Origin of the sequence: Ruminococcus sp. HUN007 (assembly GCF_000712055.1) — a bacterium.
Classification (GTDB): domain Bacteria; phylum Bacillota; class Clostridia; order Oscillospirales; family Ruminococcaceae; genus HUN007.
Window position 1 is genome coordinate 3,026,874 of sequence record NZ_JOOA01000002.1, and the last position, 16,675, is coordinate 3,043,548.

General features: G+C 45.0%; 13 protein-coding genes and 1 pseudogene. 11 read left to right on the top strand and 3 right to left on the bottom strand.

The window, feature by feature from the left end:
* The first annotated feature begins 32 nt into the window (after positions 1-32).
* From asnB to CC97_RS17230, 5 genes and pseudogenes are all read left to right on the top strand, one after another.
* Complete coding sequence (gene asnB, locus CC97_RS17210) at positions 33-1,907, top strand: asparagine synthase (glutamine-hydrolyzing) (protein WP_044976568.1); 1,875 nt, start codon at positions 33-35, stop codon at positions 1,905-1,907.
* 54 nt (positions 1,908-1,961) lie between these two features.
* Positions 1,962-3,026 carry an aspartate carbamoyltransferase gene (gene pyrB / locus CC97_RS17215; RefSeq protein WP_044976570.1) on the top strand — a complete coding sequence of 355 codons (1,065 nt, stop codon included), beginning with the start codon at positions 1,962-1,964 and terminating at the stop codon, positions 3,024-3,026.
* 79 nt (positions 3,027-3,105) lie between these two features.
* Positions 3,106-4,185, top strand: a pseudogene (gene mnmA / locus CC97_RS17220) (tRNA 2-thiouridine(34) synthase MnmA); the annotation flags it as partial.
* 119 nt (positions 4,186-4,304) lie between these two features.
* Positions 4,305-4,943, top strand: coding sequence for a hypothetical protein (locus CC97_RS17225; protein ID WP_044976574.1), 639 nt, complete (start codon positions 4,305-4,307; stop codon positions 4,941-4,943).
* Positions 4,944-4,965: 22 nt separating this feature from the next.
* A complete protein-coding gene (locus CC97_RS17230) occupies positions 4,966-6,231 on the top strand; it encodes a DUF4026 domain-containing protein (RefSeq protein WP_044976576.1) in 1,266 nt (421 codons plus the stop codon).
* A gap of 69 nt (positions 6,232-6,300) precedes the next feature.
* Here the strand turns inward: CC97_RS17230 and CC97_RS17235 are convergent, their stop codons facing one another.
* On the bottom strand, positions 6,301-8,034 hold the full coding sequence (locus tag CC97_RS17235) for an ABC transporter ATP-binding protein (RefSeq protein ID WP_049963009.1): 1,734 nt from the start codon (positions 8,032-8,034) through the stop codon (positions 6,301-6,303).
* Entirely contained in the window at positions 8,031-9,746 is a 1,716-nt protein-coding gene (locus CC97_RS17240) for an ABC transporter ATP-binding protein (RefSeq protein WP_044976578.1), read from the bottom strand. The genes CC97_RS17235 and CC97_RS17240 overlap by 4 nt, the downstream gene beginning before the upstream one ends.
* Before the next feature lie 255 nt (positions 9,747-10,001).
* Here CC97_RS17240 and CC97_RS17245 point away from each other — a divergent pair, with 255 nt between their 5' ends.
* The 6 genes from CC97_RS17245 to rpsR all read left to right on the top strand — a co-directional run bounded on the left by CC97_RS17245 (position 10,002) and on the right by rpsR (position 14,466).
* Positions 10,002-10,784: an AraC family transcriptional regulator gene (locus CC97_RS17245; RefSeq protein ID WP_044976580.1), complete on the top strand. Its 783-nt coding sequence runs from the start codon at positions 10,002-10,004 to the stop codon at positions 10,782-10,784.
* Positions 10,785-10,879: 95 nt separating this feature from the next.
* Positions 10,880-12,001 (top strand): peptide chain release factor 2, encoded by a 1,122-nt coding sequence (gene prfB / locus CC97_RS17250; protein WP_044976582.1) that lies wholly within the window; start codon positions 10,880-10,882, stop codon positions 11,999-12,001.
* A gap of 233 nt (positions 12,002-12,234) precedes the next feature.
* The gene (locus CC97_RS17255; protein ID WP_044976584.1) at positions 12,235-13,188 is read left to right on the top strand and encodes an RING finger protein; all 954 of its coding nucleotides are present in this window, start codon (positions 12,235-12,237) and stop codon (positions 13,186-13,188) included.
* Between the two features lie 190 nt (positions 13,189-13,378).
* On the top strand, positions 13,379-13,678 hold the full coding sequence (gene rpsF, locus CC97_RS17260) for a 30S ribosomal protein S6 (RefSeq protein WP_044976586.1): 300 nt from the start codon (positions 13,379-13,381) through the stop codon (positions 13,676-13,678).
* An 18-nt stretch (positions 13,679-13,696) separates the two neighbouring features.
* Entirely contained in the window at positions 13,697-14,164 is a 468-nt protein-coding gene (locus tag CC97_RS17265) for a single-stranded DNA-binding protein (protein ID WP_044976588.1), read from the top strand.
* Positions 14,165-14,211: 47 nt separating this feature from the next.
* Entirely contained in the window at positions 14,212-14,466 is a 255-nt protein-coding gene (gene rpsR / locus CC97_RS17270; protein WP_044976590.1) for a 30S ribosomal protein S18, read from the top strand.
* Between the two features lie 336 nt (positions 14,467-14,802).
* On the opposite strand, the gene CC97_RS17275 is transcribed toward rpsR, so the two are convergent.
* Complete coding sequence (locus CC97_RS17275) at positions 14,803-16,437, bottom strand: class I adenylate-forming enzyme family protein (protein ID WP_044976592.1); 1,635 nt, start codon at positions 16,435-16,437, stop codon at positions 14,803-14,805.
* Positions 16,438-16,675 lie beyond the last annotated feature (238 nt).

Sequence of the window (16,675 nt, forward strand, 5' to 3'; positions counted from 1 at the left end):
TGATTTTGGCACGGTTACCGGAGGGTGCTTTTATGTGTGGATATGTAGGTTTTACCAACACGGTGGACAACGCAAATGTTGTCTTAAAAAAAATGATGGAAAGGATCAGGCACCGCGGACCTGACGGAGAGGGTCAGTACATAGATGACGGCATTGCACTGGGTCACAGACGACTCAGCATCATCGACCTTGATGCCGGAGCACAGCCAATGTACAATGAGGACGGATCACTCGTTATCGTCTTCAACGGCGAGATATATAACTACAGGCAGATAAGAGAAGAACTCGTTAAGGCGGGTCACACATTTTCTACCAATTCAGATACAGAGGTTCTTATTCACGGCTACGAGGAATACGGAAAGGATCTTCTTCCGAAACTCAGAGGTATGTTTTCATTTGTTATCTGGAACAAGAAGAAAAAGGAACTCTTCGGCGCAAGGGATTTTTTCGGAATAAAGCCTCTCTACTATGCGGAAATGGACGGAGCATTCATCTTCGGCTCCGAGATAAAAAGTTTTCTTGAACATCCTTCATTCAGAAAGGAACTCAACGAAACGGCACTGGAAAACTATCTTACATTCCAGTATTCACCGGCGGAAGAAACATTCTTCAACGGCGTTTTCAGACTTCCTCCGGCCCATTATTTCATAAAGAATTCAGAAGGATTCAGACGTGAACGTTACTGGGAGATAAACTTCGACGCCGATGAAAAACCTGAACTTGATGAATGGGTAAACAGGATCTCTGACGTTATGCACGACTCAGTCGAAGCCCACAAGGTGAGTGACGTTGAAGTCGGAAGCTTCCTTTCAAGCGGCGTTGATTCAAGCTATGTTGCCGCAATAGCAAACGTTGACAAGACATTTACAGTCGGATTCGGTACCGACGAAAGATATAACGAAATAGGCTGGGCGAAGAACTTTTCAAAGGCTATCGGAAAGGAAAACACCAGCAAAGTCATCACACCTGAGGAATACTGGGACATTCTTCCGAAGATCCAGTATCACATGGACGAACCTCTTGCTGATCCGTCGGCAGTAGCGCTCTACTTTGTATGCAATATTGCTTCGGAAAAGCTTAAGGTAGTGCTTTCAGGCGAAGGTGCGGATGAGATATTCGGCGGTTACAACGTCTACAGCGAGCCGGGCGGAACGGTCTATGACAAAGTTCCTATGGGCATCAGAAAAGAGATAGGAAAGCTCTGCAGCAAACTTCCTGCACGCCGCGGACTTAATTTCTTCATCAGAAAAGGAAAGACCATTGAAGAACGTTTCATAGGCAACGCCTACATGTTCTCTCCTGCGGAAAGAAAAGCCCTTCTTGCAGTAAAGACAGATGCTCCGCTTCCTCAGGCACTTACCGCGCCTTTCTACGACAGGGTACAGGGCAAGGATGACGTGACTAAAATGCAGTACCTTGATCTTCACATGTGGATGGCAGGGGACATTCTCCTTAAGGCCGACCGCATGAGCATGGCAAACTCGCTTGAACTCCGCGTTCCGTTCCTTGATAAGGAAGTTATGAAGCTTGCCGAAAAGATCCCGGTAAGGTACAGGGTCACAAGAAAAGAATTTACCGATGAAAAGACGAAGTACATCACAAAGTACGCAATGAGGAAAGCCGCTAAAAAGGATACTCCTCCTCAGACAGCAAAGACAGCAGCCAAGAAGAAACTGGGATTCCCGGTTCCGATAAGAGTATGGCTCCGCGAGGAAAAGTACTACGGCATTGTGAAGGAAAAGTTCACTTCAGAAAATTCGAAAAAGTATTTCAATACTGATGTGCTCGTTAAGCTTCTTGACGACCATAAGGCCGGAGTACGCGACAACAGCAGAAAGATATGGACAGTATTCTCATTTCTTATCTGGTATGATGTATTTTTCGACAGTGAAAGTAAATATGCTTAAAACGGGACTTGAAGAACTGTTTAAGTAAAATATATTTAAGGAGAAATAATTGATATGCAGCATTTAATTGATCTTGATGATTATCCTGTTTCATGGTGGAACAGGGTCATAGCACTCGGAAAGGATATCTACACAAATCCCGGCAGATACAAAGGTGCCTGCAGCGGCAAGGTAATGGGTACACTTTTCTACGAGCCGTCAACAAGAACTCAGATGTCTTTCCAGACAGCTATGCTCAGACTCGGCGGATCTCTTATCGGATTTGACAATCCGGCTACTTCTTCAGTATCAAAGGGCGAAAACCTTAAAGATACAACAAAGATAGTAAGCGGATATTCAGACGTTCTTGTAATTCGTCATCCTCTTGAGGGTGCTGCAAAGGCTGCTGCTCTTACAGCAGAATGTCCGGTCATCAACGCAGGTGACGGCGGACATCTCCATCCGACACAGACCCTTACAGACATGCTTACCCTTACAATGGAAAAGGGCAGACTCAGCGGTCTTACCATCGGTATGTGCGGTGATCTTCTCAACGGAAGAACAGTTCATTCACTCTGCAAGGCACTTTCATGCTATCCTGACAATAAGTTCATTTTCATCTCAACACCTGAGCTTATGGTTCCTCAGTATGTCAAGGACATTCTCAGCTCACACGGCTGTGAATATAAGGAAGTATCATCACTTGAGGAAACAATTCCTGAACTTGACGTTCTCTACATGACAAGAATACAGTCTGAACGTTTTGCGTCGGTCGAAGAATACGAAGCTCAGAAGAATGTTTACGTTCTCGACAGAAAGAAGCTTAACCTCGGCAAGAGCGACCTTATCGTTCTCCATCCGCTTCCGAGAGTTGACGAGATCACAATGGACGTTGACGAAGACAGCCGAGCACTTTACTTCAAGCAGACAAAGTACGGCGTTTACGTACGTATGGCTCTTGTCCTCACAATGATCGAGAACAAGGATACAGTTCAGCTTCTCAAAGGTGATATTTTAAACAGCACAAAGTGCACAAATCCAAGATGTATTACACATGCAGAAAAATATCTGCCTAAGAGCTTTATAAAATCAGGAGATATTGCAGAATGCGAATTCTGTGACGAACGCATACTGCTCTGATATTACATTATCCTGATAAATTACAGCGGACGCAGGATTTTTGCGTTCACTGTTATAATACCCTGAAAAGGTAAGGAGAGATCATTTCATGGCAAAGGTACTGGTCGGCATGAGCGGCGGAGTAGACAGCTCTGTGGCAGCGAAGGTACTTAAGGACAGCGGATATGATGTTACCGGGGTTACGCTGAAGATGTTTGCGTCAGAAGACATCGTTGAAACTGAGACAAGAACGTGCTGCTCGCTTTCCGATGTCGAAGATGCAAGAGCCGTTGCCTATAAACTCGGATTTGAACATCTGGTTTTCAATTTTCGCGATGTTTTCAGTGAGTTTGTAATAGATAACTTCATAAACAGCTATATTTCAGGACGTACACCTAATCCGTGTATCGAATGCAACAGGCATATCAAGTTCGATAAGATGCTGAAAAGAGCGGAAGAGCTTGGGTTTGATTTTATTGCGACAGGGCACTATGCTCTGAAGGAATACGATGAGGAGACCGGACGCTGGTATCTTAAGAGACCGGCCGACAGGTCAAAGGATCAGACCTATGTACTCTACAGTCTCACGCAGCATCAGCTTGAAAAGACGCTTTTTCCGCTCTGCGGTTATGAAAAGACTGAAGTAAGAAAGATAGCGGAGGAAGCAGGCCTTGTAAATTCCCGTAAGCCGGACAGTCAGGACATCTGTTTCGTTCCGGACGGAAAGTATGCAGAATTCATTAAAAAGCATACAGACAGGGGAAGTACTGAAGGGGACTTTACTGATATGCAGGGAAACGTTCTCGGGAAACATAAGGGAATAATAAACTATACCATAGGACAGCGCAAGGGACTCGGTATTGCGCTCGGAAAGCCTGCCTTTGTTGTAAGGAAGGACTCCGGAAGCAATACAGTTGTGCTCGGTTCAAACGAAGACCTTTTTACATCTGAGCTGATTGCCGAAGATGTGAATTTCATGTCCGTGTCAGGTATCGAAGGCGAGGTACGCGTTACAGCAAAGCCGCGTTACAACTGTGCCGATTCACCGGCGACAATATCGATGCTTCCGGACGGACGTGTAAGGGTGGTTTTCGACACTCCGCAGCGTGCGGTAACAAGCGGTCAGGCAGTCGTTTTCTATGACGGGGACAGGGTGCTTGGCGGCGGAACGATAGTTTAGGTAAGATCCGGCGTACAGCCGGTGGGATTTTATGATCGTCAGGTTAATACGGGGCTAACAAAAGGGAGCTTCGCTCCCTTTTTTCTTACGTTACGGCCGGCGGGAAAGGAAATATGATCATGGAAGATAGAAAAACAAGAATTACTGCAAGACAGAACAGACGTTTAAGCTTTGATGTTATGAGCGGACACTTCGCCACAAGCCATTCGCATGTAAGCTCATACATTGATCTCAGCGGGATCAAGAGTGACTTCAAGTCAGCAAAGGAAGCGGCAAAGGATCTTGCCGGAAGGATCAACGGATGCATACCGGTCGATACCATCATCTGTGTCGAGGGCACCGAGATGATAGGGGCATTCCTTGCCGAAGAACTATCTGAAGGCTTTCACGGTATCAATTCCGGAAACGACATAAGAGTGATCTCACCGGAGTACGACTCAAACAATCAGATCATTCTCAGGGACAATCTGCAGCCGTTTGTAAGGGACAGAAACGTTCTGCTTCTGGTTTCGTCAGTATCATCAGGCAAGAGTATCGTTCAGACAGCCGAGTGCCTTGGCTACTACGGAGGCAAGCTTATGGCGGCAGTTGCTATCTTCAGCGACGTGGACAATGTGCGCGGCCTGACGATACATCACATTTTCGGCCACGATGACATACCTGCCTATTCAAGCGTTCGTCCGGAAGACTGTGAACTGTGTAAGAACGGCGTTAAGATCGATGCCATAGTAAACAGCTTCGGCTATTCGAAAATATAACTGTAAACAGGGAAAGGAAAATATGAAAGAATCATCACTTATGACAGTAATACCTGCTGATCCGCATGATATCGCTCCGGAAAAGCTTCTGGAGAGGATACGTCAGAGCAGGGAAATAATCGTATCCAGTTCTGAATACGATGTAAACGCGGATAATTCACCGCTGAAGATCCCAATCCGTATCGAGTCGAGAGAATACGTTGTAATGCTTGCGTATTCCGGGATCGAGATACCGCAGTTCTATCGCATGGCACACTTCTTCACGGATCTTGATTTTCAGAAGATCGAAAAGATAGAAACAGGTCTTGATGTGGAAATAATCTATACGGACAGTTTCCTTGCCAGCTATCACGATCAGCTGAAGATCATAAACTGTCTTGTTCCGGATGCGCTTGCTGTCATAGACCATCCTTCGGAAAAGCTTCTTTCCGGTAAATGGATAAAACTTGCAGCCGAGTCTTCCGTTCCGCCTGCACCGAGATATCTCTTTACGGTACAGGCTGTAAGCGGTTCCTCCGATGAAGTCTGGCTCCATTCACACGGACTGAAAAGATGCGGACTTCCGGATCTTGAGATACTGTGCAGTAACAGGGAGATGTGCCAGAGCCACTATTCCATCATAGAGACTTTTGCGATAAGAATGATCGAAAACGAGGAAAGACCAGAAAAATACGAACCTGTGTTCCTTGCCTGGATGACGGACAAAATACCTATGGTAGCGACTCTGACCGACTGGACGGATGCACTGGAATACTATCCGGAAGCGGAGCTCGGAAAATCAGAGGACAGAGATGACTATCATGCTGAAGGTACCGAGGCAATAATGCTGTATCTTACGCCTGATGATGTGAAGGAACATAATCTTTCAAAAGTTCAGGAACTTGATGATTATCTGGGACACAACACCATGTTCATGATATCGAGTACAGAAACAGCCCGTATGAGAAGCCTTGCACAGGAACGTATAGGATTTGTAATGGACGCGGAAGCCCTGAAAGATCCTGATATCCACATCATGATGAAGATAGGCCTGCACATGGATAAGGAATTCCGTGACCCGGACGATGATCCGGATACACAGCGCGAACACATCTGGTTCGACCTTAAGAGCATAAGCAGAGGCAAGTACAAGGATCTCTTCATCTGCGAGCTCACACAGGATCCGTATTATGTAAAGGGCATTAAAAAAGGCGATATCGGAAATTACCAGATCGAAGATATCACTGACTGGATGATCATAAAAAATGATAAACGCTACACACCTGATGACGCATATCTTATCGGGTAAAGGGGATAAACAGATATTGTAAAAACAACAGCCCGCCTCACTGTTTCATTTGTGATGCGGGCTGCTGCTTTATTTACTTGCTGATGCTGCCTCGTAGAGCTGCCTGTAGAAACCGTTCCGGGCGATAAGTTCTTTGTGGTTACCGTGTTCAACGATATTTCCGTCGCGCATTACGAGTATCATGTCGGTGTTTCTGATGGTGGAAAGTCTGTGAGCGATTATGAAGCTTGTTTTTCCCTTCATAAGTTCCTCAAAGGCTTTCTGTATCTTTACTTCAGTACGGATATCTATGTTGCTGGTAGCTTCGTCAAGAATGAGCATAGGCGGGTCGGTGAGCATTATTCTTGCGATGGTGAGCAGCTGTTTCTGACCCTGTGAAAGGCTGCCGCCGTTTTCACCGATCACTGTGTCGTATCCGTCCGGGAGACGTTTTATAAAGCTGTGAGCGTGGGCTGCCTTTGCTGCTTTTATTATCTCATCTTCAGTGGCATCCGGTTTGCCGTAGGAGATATTTTCGCGTATTGAGCCGCTGAAAAGCCATGTCTCCTGAAGCACCATTCCGAAGCAGGAACGGAGACTGTCCCTGGTCACGTCACGTACGTTCTTTCCTGAAATGACTACATTTCCGTTTGTTGTGTCATAAAATCTCATTAGAAGATTGATAAGTGTGGTCTTGCCGCATCCGGTCGGACCGACGATAGCGACGCGCTGACCCGGCTTCACGTCGATGGTTATATTGCGGAGAAGCGGTTTTTCCGGGACGTATGAAAAGCTTATGTTGTCAAACAGGACCGATCCGTCGGGATCTTCAAGGAGAGGTTTTCCCTCGTCCGGCTCCTCGTCTTCGGAGTCGATGACTGCAAATATACGTTCAGCTGATGCAAGAGCGTTCTGAAGTTCGGAAACTACGCCGGAGATCTCATTGAAAGGTTTGGTGTACTGGTTGGCGTACGAAAGAAAACTTACAAGTGTACCGACTGTGATGCGTCCTTTTACAACGCTGAGGGCCCCGAACATTCCCACAAGCGCATAAATAATACCGTTTATAAAGCGTGTTACAGGATTGGTCATTGAAGAGAGGAAGGTGGCTTTAAGTCCGGCTGAACCGAACCTGTCATTTATTGCTTCGAACCTTCTCTGGGATTCAGCGCTGTAGTCAAATGCCTCCACAAGGTTCTGGTTTTTTATCATCTCGTCGGCAAGTCCCGAAAGATTTCCGCGGACTGTGGACTGATCGGTAAAAGCGTTGTGGGTAAGCTTGGTTATTATCCAGGCTGCCGCAAGCGAGAGCGGTGTCAGCACTATAACGATAAGAGCGATCTTGAGATCGATGCAGACCATGAAGATAAGTGTTCCGGCGATTGTAACGATCCCTGTCAGAAACTGCGTGAATCCCTGTGTAAGAGCATCGGAGACAGTTTCTATGTCAACCGAGGCGCGGCTTATAAGGTCTCCGCGTGATCTGCTGTCGACAAATCCGACAGGAACACGGCTGAGCTTTTCAAGGTACTGGTCGCGTATGTCACGGGCAGTAAGACTTGAAAGTATGTTTGAGTTTTTAGCCATTATCCACTGTGAAACGCTGCTTATAACGACCGATACCGCCAGTGTTGTGAGTATCCGCAGGATCTTTCCGAACTGGACATCACCTTTTCCGGATATATAGTCTATTGCTCGTCCAGTGAGGATAGGCACAAGCAGTGAACCGGCCACACCGATGACCGCGAATATTACTGCCAGAACAAAATTTGTTTTGTATTCTGCAGTGTATGAGAAAATTCTTTTCATTGTCTTCACAGTCATTCACCTGCCTTCTGAATATCAATTATCTCGCGGTAAACAGGAGATGAGCTTTCAAGCTCGTCATTCGTACCTGAACCTTCGCATTTTCCGTCTTCCATGACGATTATTCTGTCCGCGTTCTTCAGTGAAGTTGCACGCTGTGAGATCATGATAACGCTTGTATCCTTAAGGTCTTCCGAAATGGCCTTTCTCAGCAGATAATCGGTCTGCATGTCCAGAGCACTTGTGCTGTCGTCAAGGATGAGTACAGCCGGCTTCGAGATAACTGCACGGGCAATGGTAAGTCTCTGTTTCTGGCCGCCGGAGAAGTTGCGTCCGAACTGCTGAACAGGGGAATTGATACCTTCGGGAAGCTTACTGACGAATTCCCAGGCCTGAGCAGTTTTGAGCGCTGCGATTATCTCGTCATCCGTCGCATCTGGTCTGCCCATTCGTATATTGTCGGCAACAGTTCCGGAGATGACGGCAGCTTTCTGCGGAACGGATACAGCAAAACGCCGCACTTCAGAAAGACGGTATTCCTTTATATTCTTTCCGAATATCCTTATCTCGCCGCCTGTAACGTCATAAAACCGGGGTATAAGTGATGCGATCGTCGATTTTCCGCTTCCGGTACCGCCGATTATTCCAAGCGATTCGCCTTTTTTCAGTGCAAATGAAATATCAGTTACCGAATCCTCGGAAGCACCTGAATACCTGAAATTTACGTGGTCAAATTCAAGTGCCGGCTCATCGTTTTCAATTATGCTTTCCGTTCCGTCAGCCATCGATGAAGTCATGTCAAATATTTCAGAGATCCTTCCGGTAGCAGCGAAGGCTTTGGTGAAGATCCCGATAAGATTTGCAAGTACGATAAGGGCGAGGGAAATAGAGGTCATATAGCTTACGAAAGCAGTGATATCGCCCTGCGTAAGATCACCGGAATCAACTCTGAAGCCGCCGCACCAGATGATGACCGCTGCAGCCAGATTTATTATCATAAAAGTCAGCGGATTCAGTACAGCTGCTATCCTTCCGGCCATGATCACGTTTCTGCTCAGATCTTCCGTTGCTTCACGGAAGCTTTTGTTTTCTGCATCCTGCTTTGAAAAAGCACGGATCACCCTGATGCCTTCGAGGTTTTCACCGGTCAGAAGTGATATACGGTCAAGTTTCTTCTGGTTCTGCCGGTACATAGGAATAGTAATACTCATTATTTTCCATATTATGAACGAGATCAGCGGAGCAGTAACAAGAAAAATAAGCGAGAGTTTAACGTCACGGCTCATGGCCATGACCACTGCACCAATAATAAGGAAAGGCACGCGTGTACCGAGCCTTATGGCCATGTTTACACCTGTCTGAACTGCATTGGTGTCATTTATGAGCCTGTTTGTAAGTGTTGCCGGACCGAGTTTGTCTGTTTCAGTCCTTGAAAGCGAGTTTATGTGGCTGTAGAGAGCCTTCCTGAGAGCTGTGCCGAATCCGAATGCGCATTTTGCAGCGAAGTACTGGCAGATCAGAGCAAAGGTAAGTCCGGCGAAGCCGAGCAGTATTATGACTCCGCTCATTCGTTTTATATATGCCGTGTCACCGCCGGCTATACCGATATCGATTATTTTAGCTGTCACGAGCGGAACGATAAGTTCAAATATAGCTTCGAGAAGCTTGAAAAAAGGTCCCAGGAAAAGATATTTCCTGTATCCGTCAAGGTATTTAAAGAGTCTTTTCAAAAAATGCACTTCCTTATCCCGGCCTTTTTAAAGACCCGGCTTATATGATAGAACAGTCGTATCTTTGACTGGCCACTGTATTATTATAATCCAAAACCATCCGGTTTACAAGCAGAAAAATCTGTTGACAGTTCCTGTGCTGATAGTCTATAATATTTTTGAAGCCGTATCGGCAGGAACGCAGGTCAGACCGGATCTTCCGGTGCCGGGATCCATTCCGGATATTCTTGAATTTTTACAGGAGCATAAAGTGAAATGAAAATTATCAATGCCGGTTACAATCATATCCATGACAGTGATTTCAGGATCGAAAGGCCGGAAGGCAGCGGTGACAATCTTCTTATACTGCTTAAAACAGAAGGTATATTCAGTGTGGACGGAAAGGATATTACCGTTCCTGAGAATTCTGTTTTTGTTTATCGTTCGGGAACTCCTCAGTATTACAGATGCGTGCCCCGCGAAACGTTCAGGAATGACTGGGTACATTTTCAGTTTGAAGGAGATGAAGAAAAGGAATTTCTGAAACTCGGACTTGAATATGAAAAGCCGGTAAAGGTATCCGATATGAATTTTCTGAGTTTCTGTGTCAAGAAGATCGCTACTGAGTTCTGCTCTGACAACAGGAACCGCGATAAGAGCATAAGCTGCTGCATGTTCCTTATTTTCAGCAAGGCAGGGGAGTGCACTGAGAAAATAGCCGAAGAAAGCCGTGAAAACTATTACGAGGTGCTTTCCACTGTGCGCAACAGGATTTACAGCAGACCGTACGAGCCGCGAACTGCGAAAGGAACTGCCCACGAAGTCAGAATGAGTACGTCAGGCTTCCAGCACCTGTATAAAAAATGTTTCGGCGTCACGCTTTTTCAGGATATTATCAGAGCAAGGATAGAATACGCGTGCATGCTTCTTGAAACCACTTCACTCAGCGCAGTTGAAATCTCACAGATGAGCGGATACAATCACTACGCTCATTTTGTCAGACAGTTTAAAGAAATGACCGGAACAAGTCCGAGTGAATACAGAAAAACACGCATATAAGGCGATGAAATTAAAAAGCTATTGCAGTATTTGCATTTTTATAGTATAATTGATTTATGTATGAATGAAACAGGTTACTTTTGAAAGGATTTACCATGCTTATATTAGAAGATCTTAAAGCGGAACTTACAAATTACAGGCCGGAAATAGATGAGCTTCACGATGTGCTTGCGATAGAAAGTGCTAAGGAAAAGCTGGCTGAACTCCAGATGATGGTTGAGCAGCCGGGATTCTGGGATGATGTTGATAAATCACAGAAAACCATGCAGACAGTAAAAGGCCTTGAAAGTAAAATAGAAAAATTCGGAAAGCTTTCACAGATGCTTGAGGACCTCATAACAATGACAGAACTCTGTATCGAGGAAGGCGACGACAGCTCAAACGATGAAATCGAAGCTGAAGCCGAAGAATTCAAGAGACTTCTTGAAGAAGAGAAAATTGCCACACTTATGACAGGCGAATATGACAATTCAAATGCCATTATCACATTCCACGCCGGATCGGGCGGAACAGAAGCTCAGGACTGGGCTGAAATGCTCTACAGAATGTACAACAAGTGGGCCGACAGACACGGCTTCAAGGTTGAGCTTCTCGACTACCTTGACGGTGACGAAGCCGGAATGAAGAGTGCTTCAATTCTTGTTGAAGGTACAAATGCCTACGGATTCCTCAAGTCAGAATCAGGTGTTCACAGACTTGTACGTGTATCACCTTTTGACGCGGCAGGCAGAAGACACACATCATTTGCAGCTATTGAAATAATGCCGGAAATAGATGATACCATCGAAGTTGACATCAGACCGGAAGACATCAAAATGGAAGTGTTCCGTTCAAGCGGTGCCGGCGGTCAGCATATCAACAAGACATCATCTGCCGTACGACTTATCCATCTGCCGACAGGCATTGTTGTGTCATGCCAGACACAGCGAAGCCAGTTCCAGAACAAGGACTACTGTATGAAGATGCTCCGTTCAAAGCTCATTGAGATCAAGGAACGTGAACATCTTGACAAGATCTCTGATATCAAGGGAGTTCAGAAGGAGATCACATGGGGAGCACAGATCCGTTCTTATGTATTTATGCCTTACACACTTGTAAAGGACCACAGAACAGGATTTGAAACGGGTAATGTTGACGGGGTAATGGACGGTGACCTTGACGGATTTATAAACGCTTATTTAAAGTCACTTTCACACGGCACACTCGAAAAAGTGTAAAACAGGTGCCTTGAATCATCATCAGCCGTAACTCCTTTGTTTACGGCTGTTTTTATTTCTTAGGAAACGCTGATTTATTCATAAATCAGCGTGGGGGTCCGGGGCGAAGCCCCGCAAATCCCGCTTCCGGACATCCGGCGAAGCCGGATATCCGGTTTAATCAGTGTTTCCCTTAATATTCTGAAAGGAAGGTGTTGTAAGCTGTCCCGGATCACAGGTGAACAGTGAGAAAAATGATTTCTTATACCGGAGAGGAATGTATCGTCTGCCGAAAGAAATTTGAAGACGGTGACGATATCGTTGCGTGTCCTGTATGCGGAACTCCGTATCACAGAAGCTGCTACATGGAAAAGAACGAATGTATAAACTATGCACTTCATGAGACCGGCGGAAGCTGGATGGCAGAAGCTGTACAGAAAAAGAAGGAAGAAAACATTATAAAGACCATTTGTCCTGAGTGTTCCGTACTGAATGATCAGAATGCAGAAAAATGCATCAACTGCGGAACTGTATTAAAGGGCAGGGAGTGCGAAAAAATAGATTTTTCCAATGATAAAGTAACTTTCACCCAGGTCGATATAACTGAAAAATATTATGGTATGGATCCGCATGAGGTCATGGACGAAGATTCAGGAGTTACTATCGGAGACATGGCCGATTATGTCGGCTTTAACAGGCTTTACTATATGCTCGCGTTCAGAAGGCTGAAGTTTTCTGATATTAAAATGTCAGTCAATCTTTCTGCGTTTCTGTTTCCTGAGTACTACTGTGCAGCAAGAAAAATGTTTGTTCCGGGAATGCTGATCATGCTTTTCCGTACACTTATAGCAATACCGTTTTATATTAATCTCCTTGCTGACGGCAGTATGCCTGGTCTTGAGTATTACGGGCTTGCCAGATATGCTGCAGCGCATGCCTTCACTGACGGAATGCTCAGCCTTACAAGAGCGGTCGATATAGCGCTGAAAGTATGCTTCGGGCTTTTTGCCAACGAGCTGTATTTCCGTTATTCACTTACCGTACTGAAGAGACTTCGTAAAGTTTCTCCGACACATCTGAAGTACAAGCAGCTTGCCGGTCAGTGCGGCGGAATAAGCATCGTAGGAATTATTACCATGCTCCTTATCCAGTTTCTGCTTGTTTCACTTATCCTTCTTGTAATGACACTGCTCGCTCAGTACAGTTAATTTTAAGGAAACACTGATTTCCGGAGGTGGTATTTCCGGGGATTCGACACGGAGCCCCACGCTCATTTATGAATAAATCAGCGTTTCCATAAAAAAAACACTTGACATTACTGATGCAATATGATAAAATGATACTGTTATCCTTGCTCGTGCTTAGTCGCGGGCGAAATCCAGAAGGAGGTGCAGTTAAATGGCAAAGCTCAAAGAAAATTATGAGTTAATGGTTATCTTCAACACAAAGCTTGGCGAAGACGGAATTAAGGAACTCGTAGAAAAGTACAAGGGTACAATCGAAAGACACGCTACTCTCACTTCAGTTGATGAATGGGGCAAGCGTAAGCTCGCTTACGAGATCGAAGACGAAACAGAAGGTTATTATGTTCTTTACAACTTCGAATCTACACCGGATTTCCCTGTAGAAATCGAAAGAAGACTTAACATCAACGAAAACGTACTTCGTTCTTTAGTAACTGTTGCAGTTGCTAAGTAAGCAATTTAAGGAGGAACTATGTTTAATAAGGTAATTCTCATGGGAAGACTGGTTGCAGATCCAGAACTGAGACAGACTCCTAGTAACATTTCCGTATGCCGTTTCAGAATCGCAGTTGACAGAGGATATCAGTCAAACAGCGGTGAAAGACAGGCTGATTTCATTTCGATCGTAGCCTGGAGACAGTCTGCTGAATTCGTCAGCAAGTATTTCTCCAAGGGCAAGATGATCATAGTTGAAGGTTCACTTCGTAATGCTGATTACACAGACGCTAACGGAGTTAAGCACTACGCTATGGAAGTTCAGGCTGATAAGGTAAGCTTCGGTGAATCAAAATCCGCTTCACAGAGCGCTCCTTCAGGTAATTTCCAGCAGCCTTCATACCAGGATGCTCCGGCCGCAAAGCCAGCTCCGGATGAATCAGTACAGATCGGTGACTTAGGTGAATTTGAAGAGATCCTGAGTGACGGTGACGTTCCTTTTTAATCGATTTTTCGTTCAGGTTTAAAATTTAGTGTTGAGGAGGGTTAATCATGGAAAAGGAAAAGGACAGAGAAAGAAGTCCTCGTAATGCAAAGAGACCTCGTAAAAAGGTTTGCTCATTCTGCGTAGACAGAGTTGAAGTTATCGACTACAAGGATGTTGCAAAGCTCAGAAAGTGCATGACTGAAAGAGCTAAGATTCTTCCTAGACGTGTAACAGGCACTTGTGCATTCCACCAGCGTGAACTCACAAAGGCTATCAAGAGAGCAAGACACGTTGCATTACTTCCATATGTTAGCGAATAATTTATAAGCTATATATAGAATGAGCTGCTCTGAGCGATCAGAGCAGCTTATAAAAAACCATCTAACTGTTAAATTCTAACGTTTATACAAACTAATGAGCTGTTTACAACTAATTGCACCTTTGATAATATTAAGGATTAACAGGAGATATGATACAAAACCGGTACACAAATAATAAGTCAGGATAATCTGACCTTTTAATATTATTTCAGCAGGTTTAGTATTATAGTGAGTCTGACTTAAAAAATCTGCAGCTAAAGTTTATGACCAAAAACATGCCGTATATCTGAATGATTCAGATATACGGCACTTGTTATATTTACAGTTTTTTAGCGGTCAGCTTTTGATCTGTGCTGCTACGAGGCTTTCGCCGCAGTAGATCTTACGAAGCTTCGGCTTTTCGATTTTGCCGGTTGGGTTCCTCGGAACGTCGGCAAAGATGATCTTGTGTGGTCTCTTGTATCTCGGGAGTGCCTTGCAGAATTCTTCTATTTCTGCTTCGGTACATTCCATTTCAGGCTTGATCTCAATTATTGCAGCTGTGATCTCGCCGAGTCTGTGATCCGGGAGGCCGATAACTGCAACGTCCTTGATCTTTGAATTTGAACGGAGGAAGTCTTCAATCTGAACAGGGTAGATGTTTTCACCGCCGCTGATGATAACGTCCTTCTTTCTGTCAACAAGGTAGATAAAACCGTCTTCATCTTCCTGAGCCATATCGCCTGTGAACAGCCAGCCGTCGCCGAGTACTTCTGCAGTAGCTTCAGGGTTCTTGTAGTAGCACTTCATAACGCCCGGACCCTTGACAGCTAGTTCGCCGACTTCGCCCTTCTTTACAGTGTTTCTGTTTTCATCAACAATACGTACTTCCCAGCCGTAGCCCGGAATGCCGATAGCGCCTACCTTGTGAATGTTCTCAACGCCAAGGTGTACGCAGCCAGGACCGATAGATTCGGAAAGGCCGTAGTTTGTGTCGTACTGATGATTCGGGAATACAGCCTTCCAGCGCTTGATAAGGCTCGGAGGAACAGGCTGTGCGCCGATATGCATAAGTCTCCACTGCGATGTTTCATAATCGCTTAAGTTTATTTCGCCGCGGTCGATGGCATCGAGAATATCCTGTGCCCACGGAACAAGCAGCCATACAATAGTGCATTTTTCATCTGAAACTGCTTTCATGATCGTTTTTGGTTTTACGCCCTTAAGAAGCACAGCCTTTGATCCGGAAATAAGGCTTCCGAACCAGTGCATCTTGGCACCGGTGTGATAGAGAGGCGGAATGCAGAGGAAAACATCATCTTCAGTCTGACCGTGGTGTTTCTGTTCAACTCTCGCTGAATGCATAAGGCTTTCGTGATTGTGAAGAATTGCCTTAGGGAATCCGGTTGTACCTGATGAGAAGTAGATCGCAGCATCGTCTTCATCTGTAAGCTCGATATCAGGAGCTGTACTTGAATGGTTGGCTGCAAGGTGGAGATAGTTTTCAGCAAATGTAGGGCAGTTGTCGCCTACGTAGAATATCAGCTTTACCTTCGGAATGTCTTCAGCGATCTCTTCCATACGTCCGATGAATTCAGGTCCGAAGATGATAGCGTTTGTATCAGCGAGATCGAGGCAGTACTTGATCTCGGAAGAAGTGTATCTGTAATTGAGCGGTACGGCAAGAGCACCTGTCTTGAGAATTCCAAAGTAGATAGGAAGCCATTCAAGACCGTTCATAAGGAGTATTCCGACTTTGTCGCCTTTTTTGATACCGCGGCTGATGAGAAGGTTTGCACAGCGGTTTGCCTTTTCATTGAAAACGCTCCATGTGATCTCACGGCGGTAGGTTTCTTCGCTGCTCTGTTCAATGAGTTCATATTCCTTCCATGTAACACGTCTCATTTCAGTAACTTCTGGATTTATTTCAACAAGTGCGGTTTTGTCGCTGAACTTTGCCGCATTGTTTTCAAGTAACTGTGTAATTGGCATTATTTCATGTCCTTTCGAAATTCGTTATAAGGCGAACGAAAAATACGTTCACTATAATATTTTACTACTTTAATGCAAAAAAGTCAATGGATAATAGAAGATAATAGAGTTTATTGTATAAGATGTACAAAAACACCTCCGGATATTATATTTCCGGAGGTGTCTGTTATTCTGAAAGATCTGTCAGGTACGGGAAAAACGTTTCCTGAACTGATCCGTTTAATGTCGGGAGACTGTT

Excerpts from the sequence above, each read along its gene's own strand:
- asnB (WP_044976568.1), top strand. The coding sequence starts at position 33 with ATGTGTGGATATGTAGGTTTTACCAACACGGTGGACAACGCAAATGTT.
- pyrB (WP_044976570.1), top strand. The coding sequence starts at position 1,962 with ATGCAGCATTTAATTGATCTTGATGATTATCCTGTTTCATGGTGGAAC.
- CC97_RS17225 (WP_044976574.1), top strand. The coding sequence starts at position 4,305 with ATGGAAGATAGAAAAACAAGAATTACTGCAAGACAGAACAGACGTTTA.
- CC97_RS17230 (WP_044976576.1), top strand. The coding sequence starts at position 4,966 with ATGAAAGAATCATCACTTATGACAGTAATACCTGCTGATCCGCATGAT.
- CC97_RS17235 (WP_049963009.1), bottom strand. The coding sequence starts at position 8,034 with ATGACTGTGAAGACAATGAAAAGAATTTTCTCATACACTGCAGAATAC.
- CC97_RS17245 (WP_044976580.1), top strand. The coding sequence starts at position 10,002 with ATGAAAATTATCAATGCCGGTTACAATCATATCCATGACAGTGATTTC.
- prfB (WP_044976582.1), top strand. The coding sequence starts at position 10,880 with ATGCTTATATTAGAAGATCTTAAAGCGGAACTTACAAATTACAGGCCG.
- CC97_RS17255 (WP_044976584.1), top strand. The coding sequence starts at position 12,235 with ATGATTTCTTATACCGGAGAGGAATGTATCGTCTGCCGAAAGAAATTT.
- rpsF (WP_044976586.1), top strand. The coding sequence starts at position 13,379 with ATGGCAAAGCTCAAAGAAAATTATGAGTTAATGGTTATCTTCAACACA.
- CC97_RS17265 (WP_044976588.1), top strand. The coding sequence starts at position 13,697 with ATGTTTAATAAGGTAATTCTCATGGGAAGACTGGTTGCAGATCCAGAA.
- rpsR (WP_044976590.1), top strand. The coding sequence starts at position 14,212 with ATGGAAAAGGAAAAGGACAGAGAAAGAAGTCCTCGTAATGCAAAGAGA.
- CC97_RS17275 (WP_044976592.1), bottom strand. The coding sequence starts at position 16,437 with ATGCCAATTACACAGTTACTTGAAAACAATGCGGCAAAGTTCAGCGAC.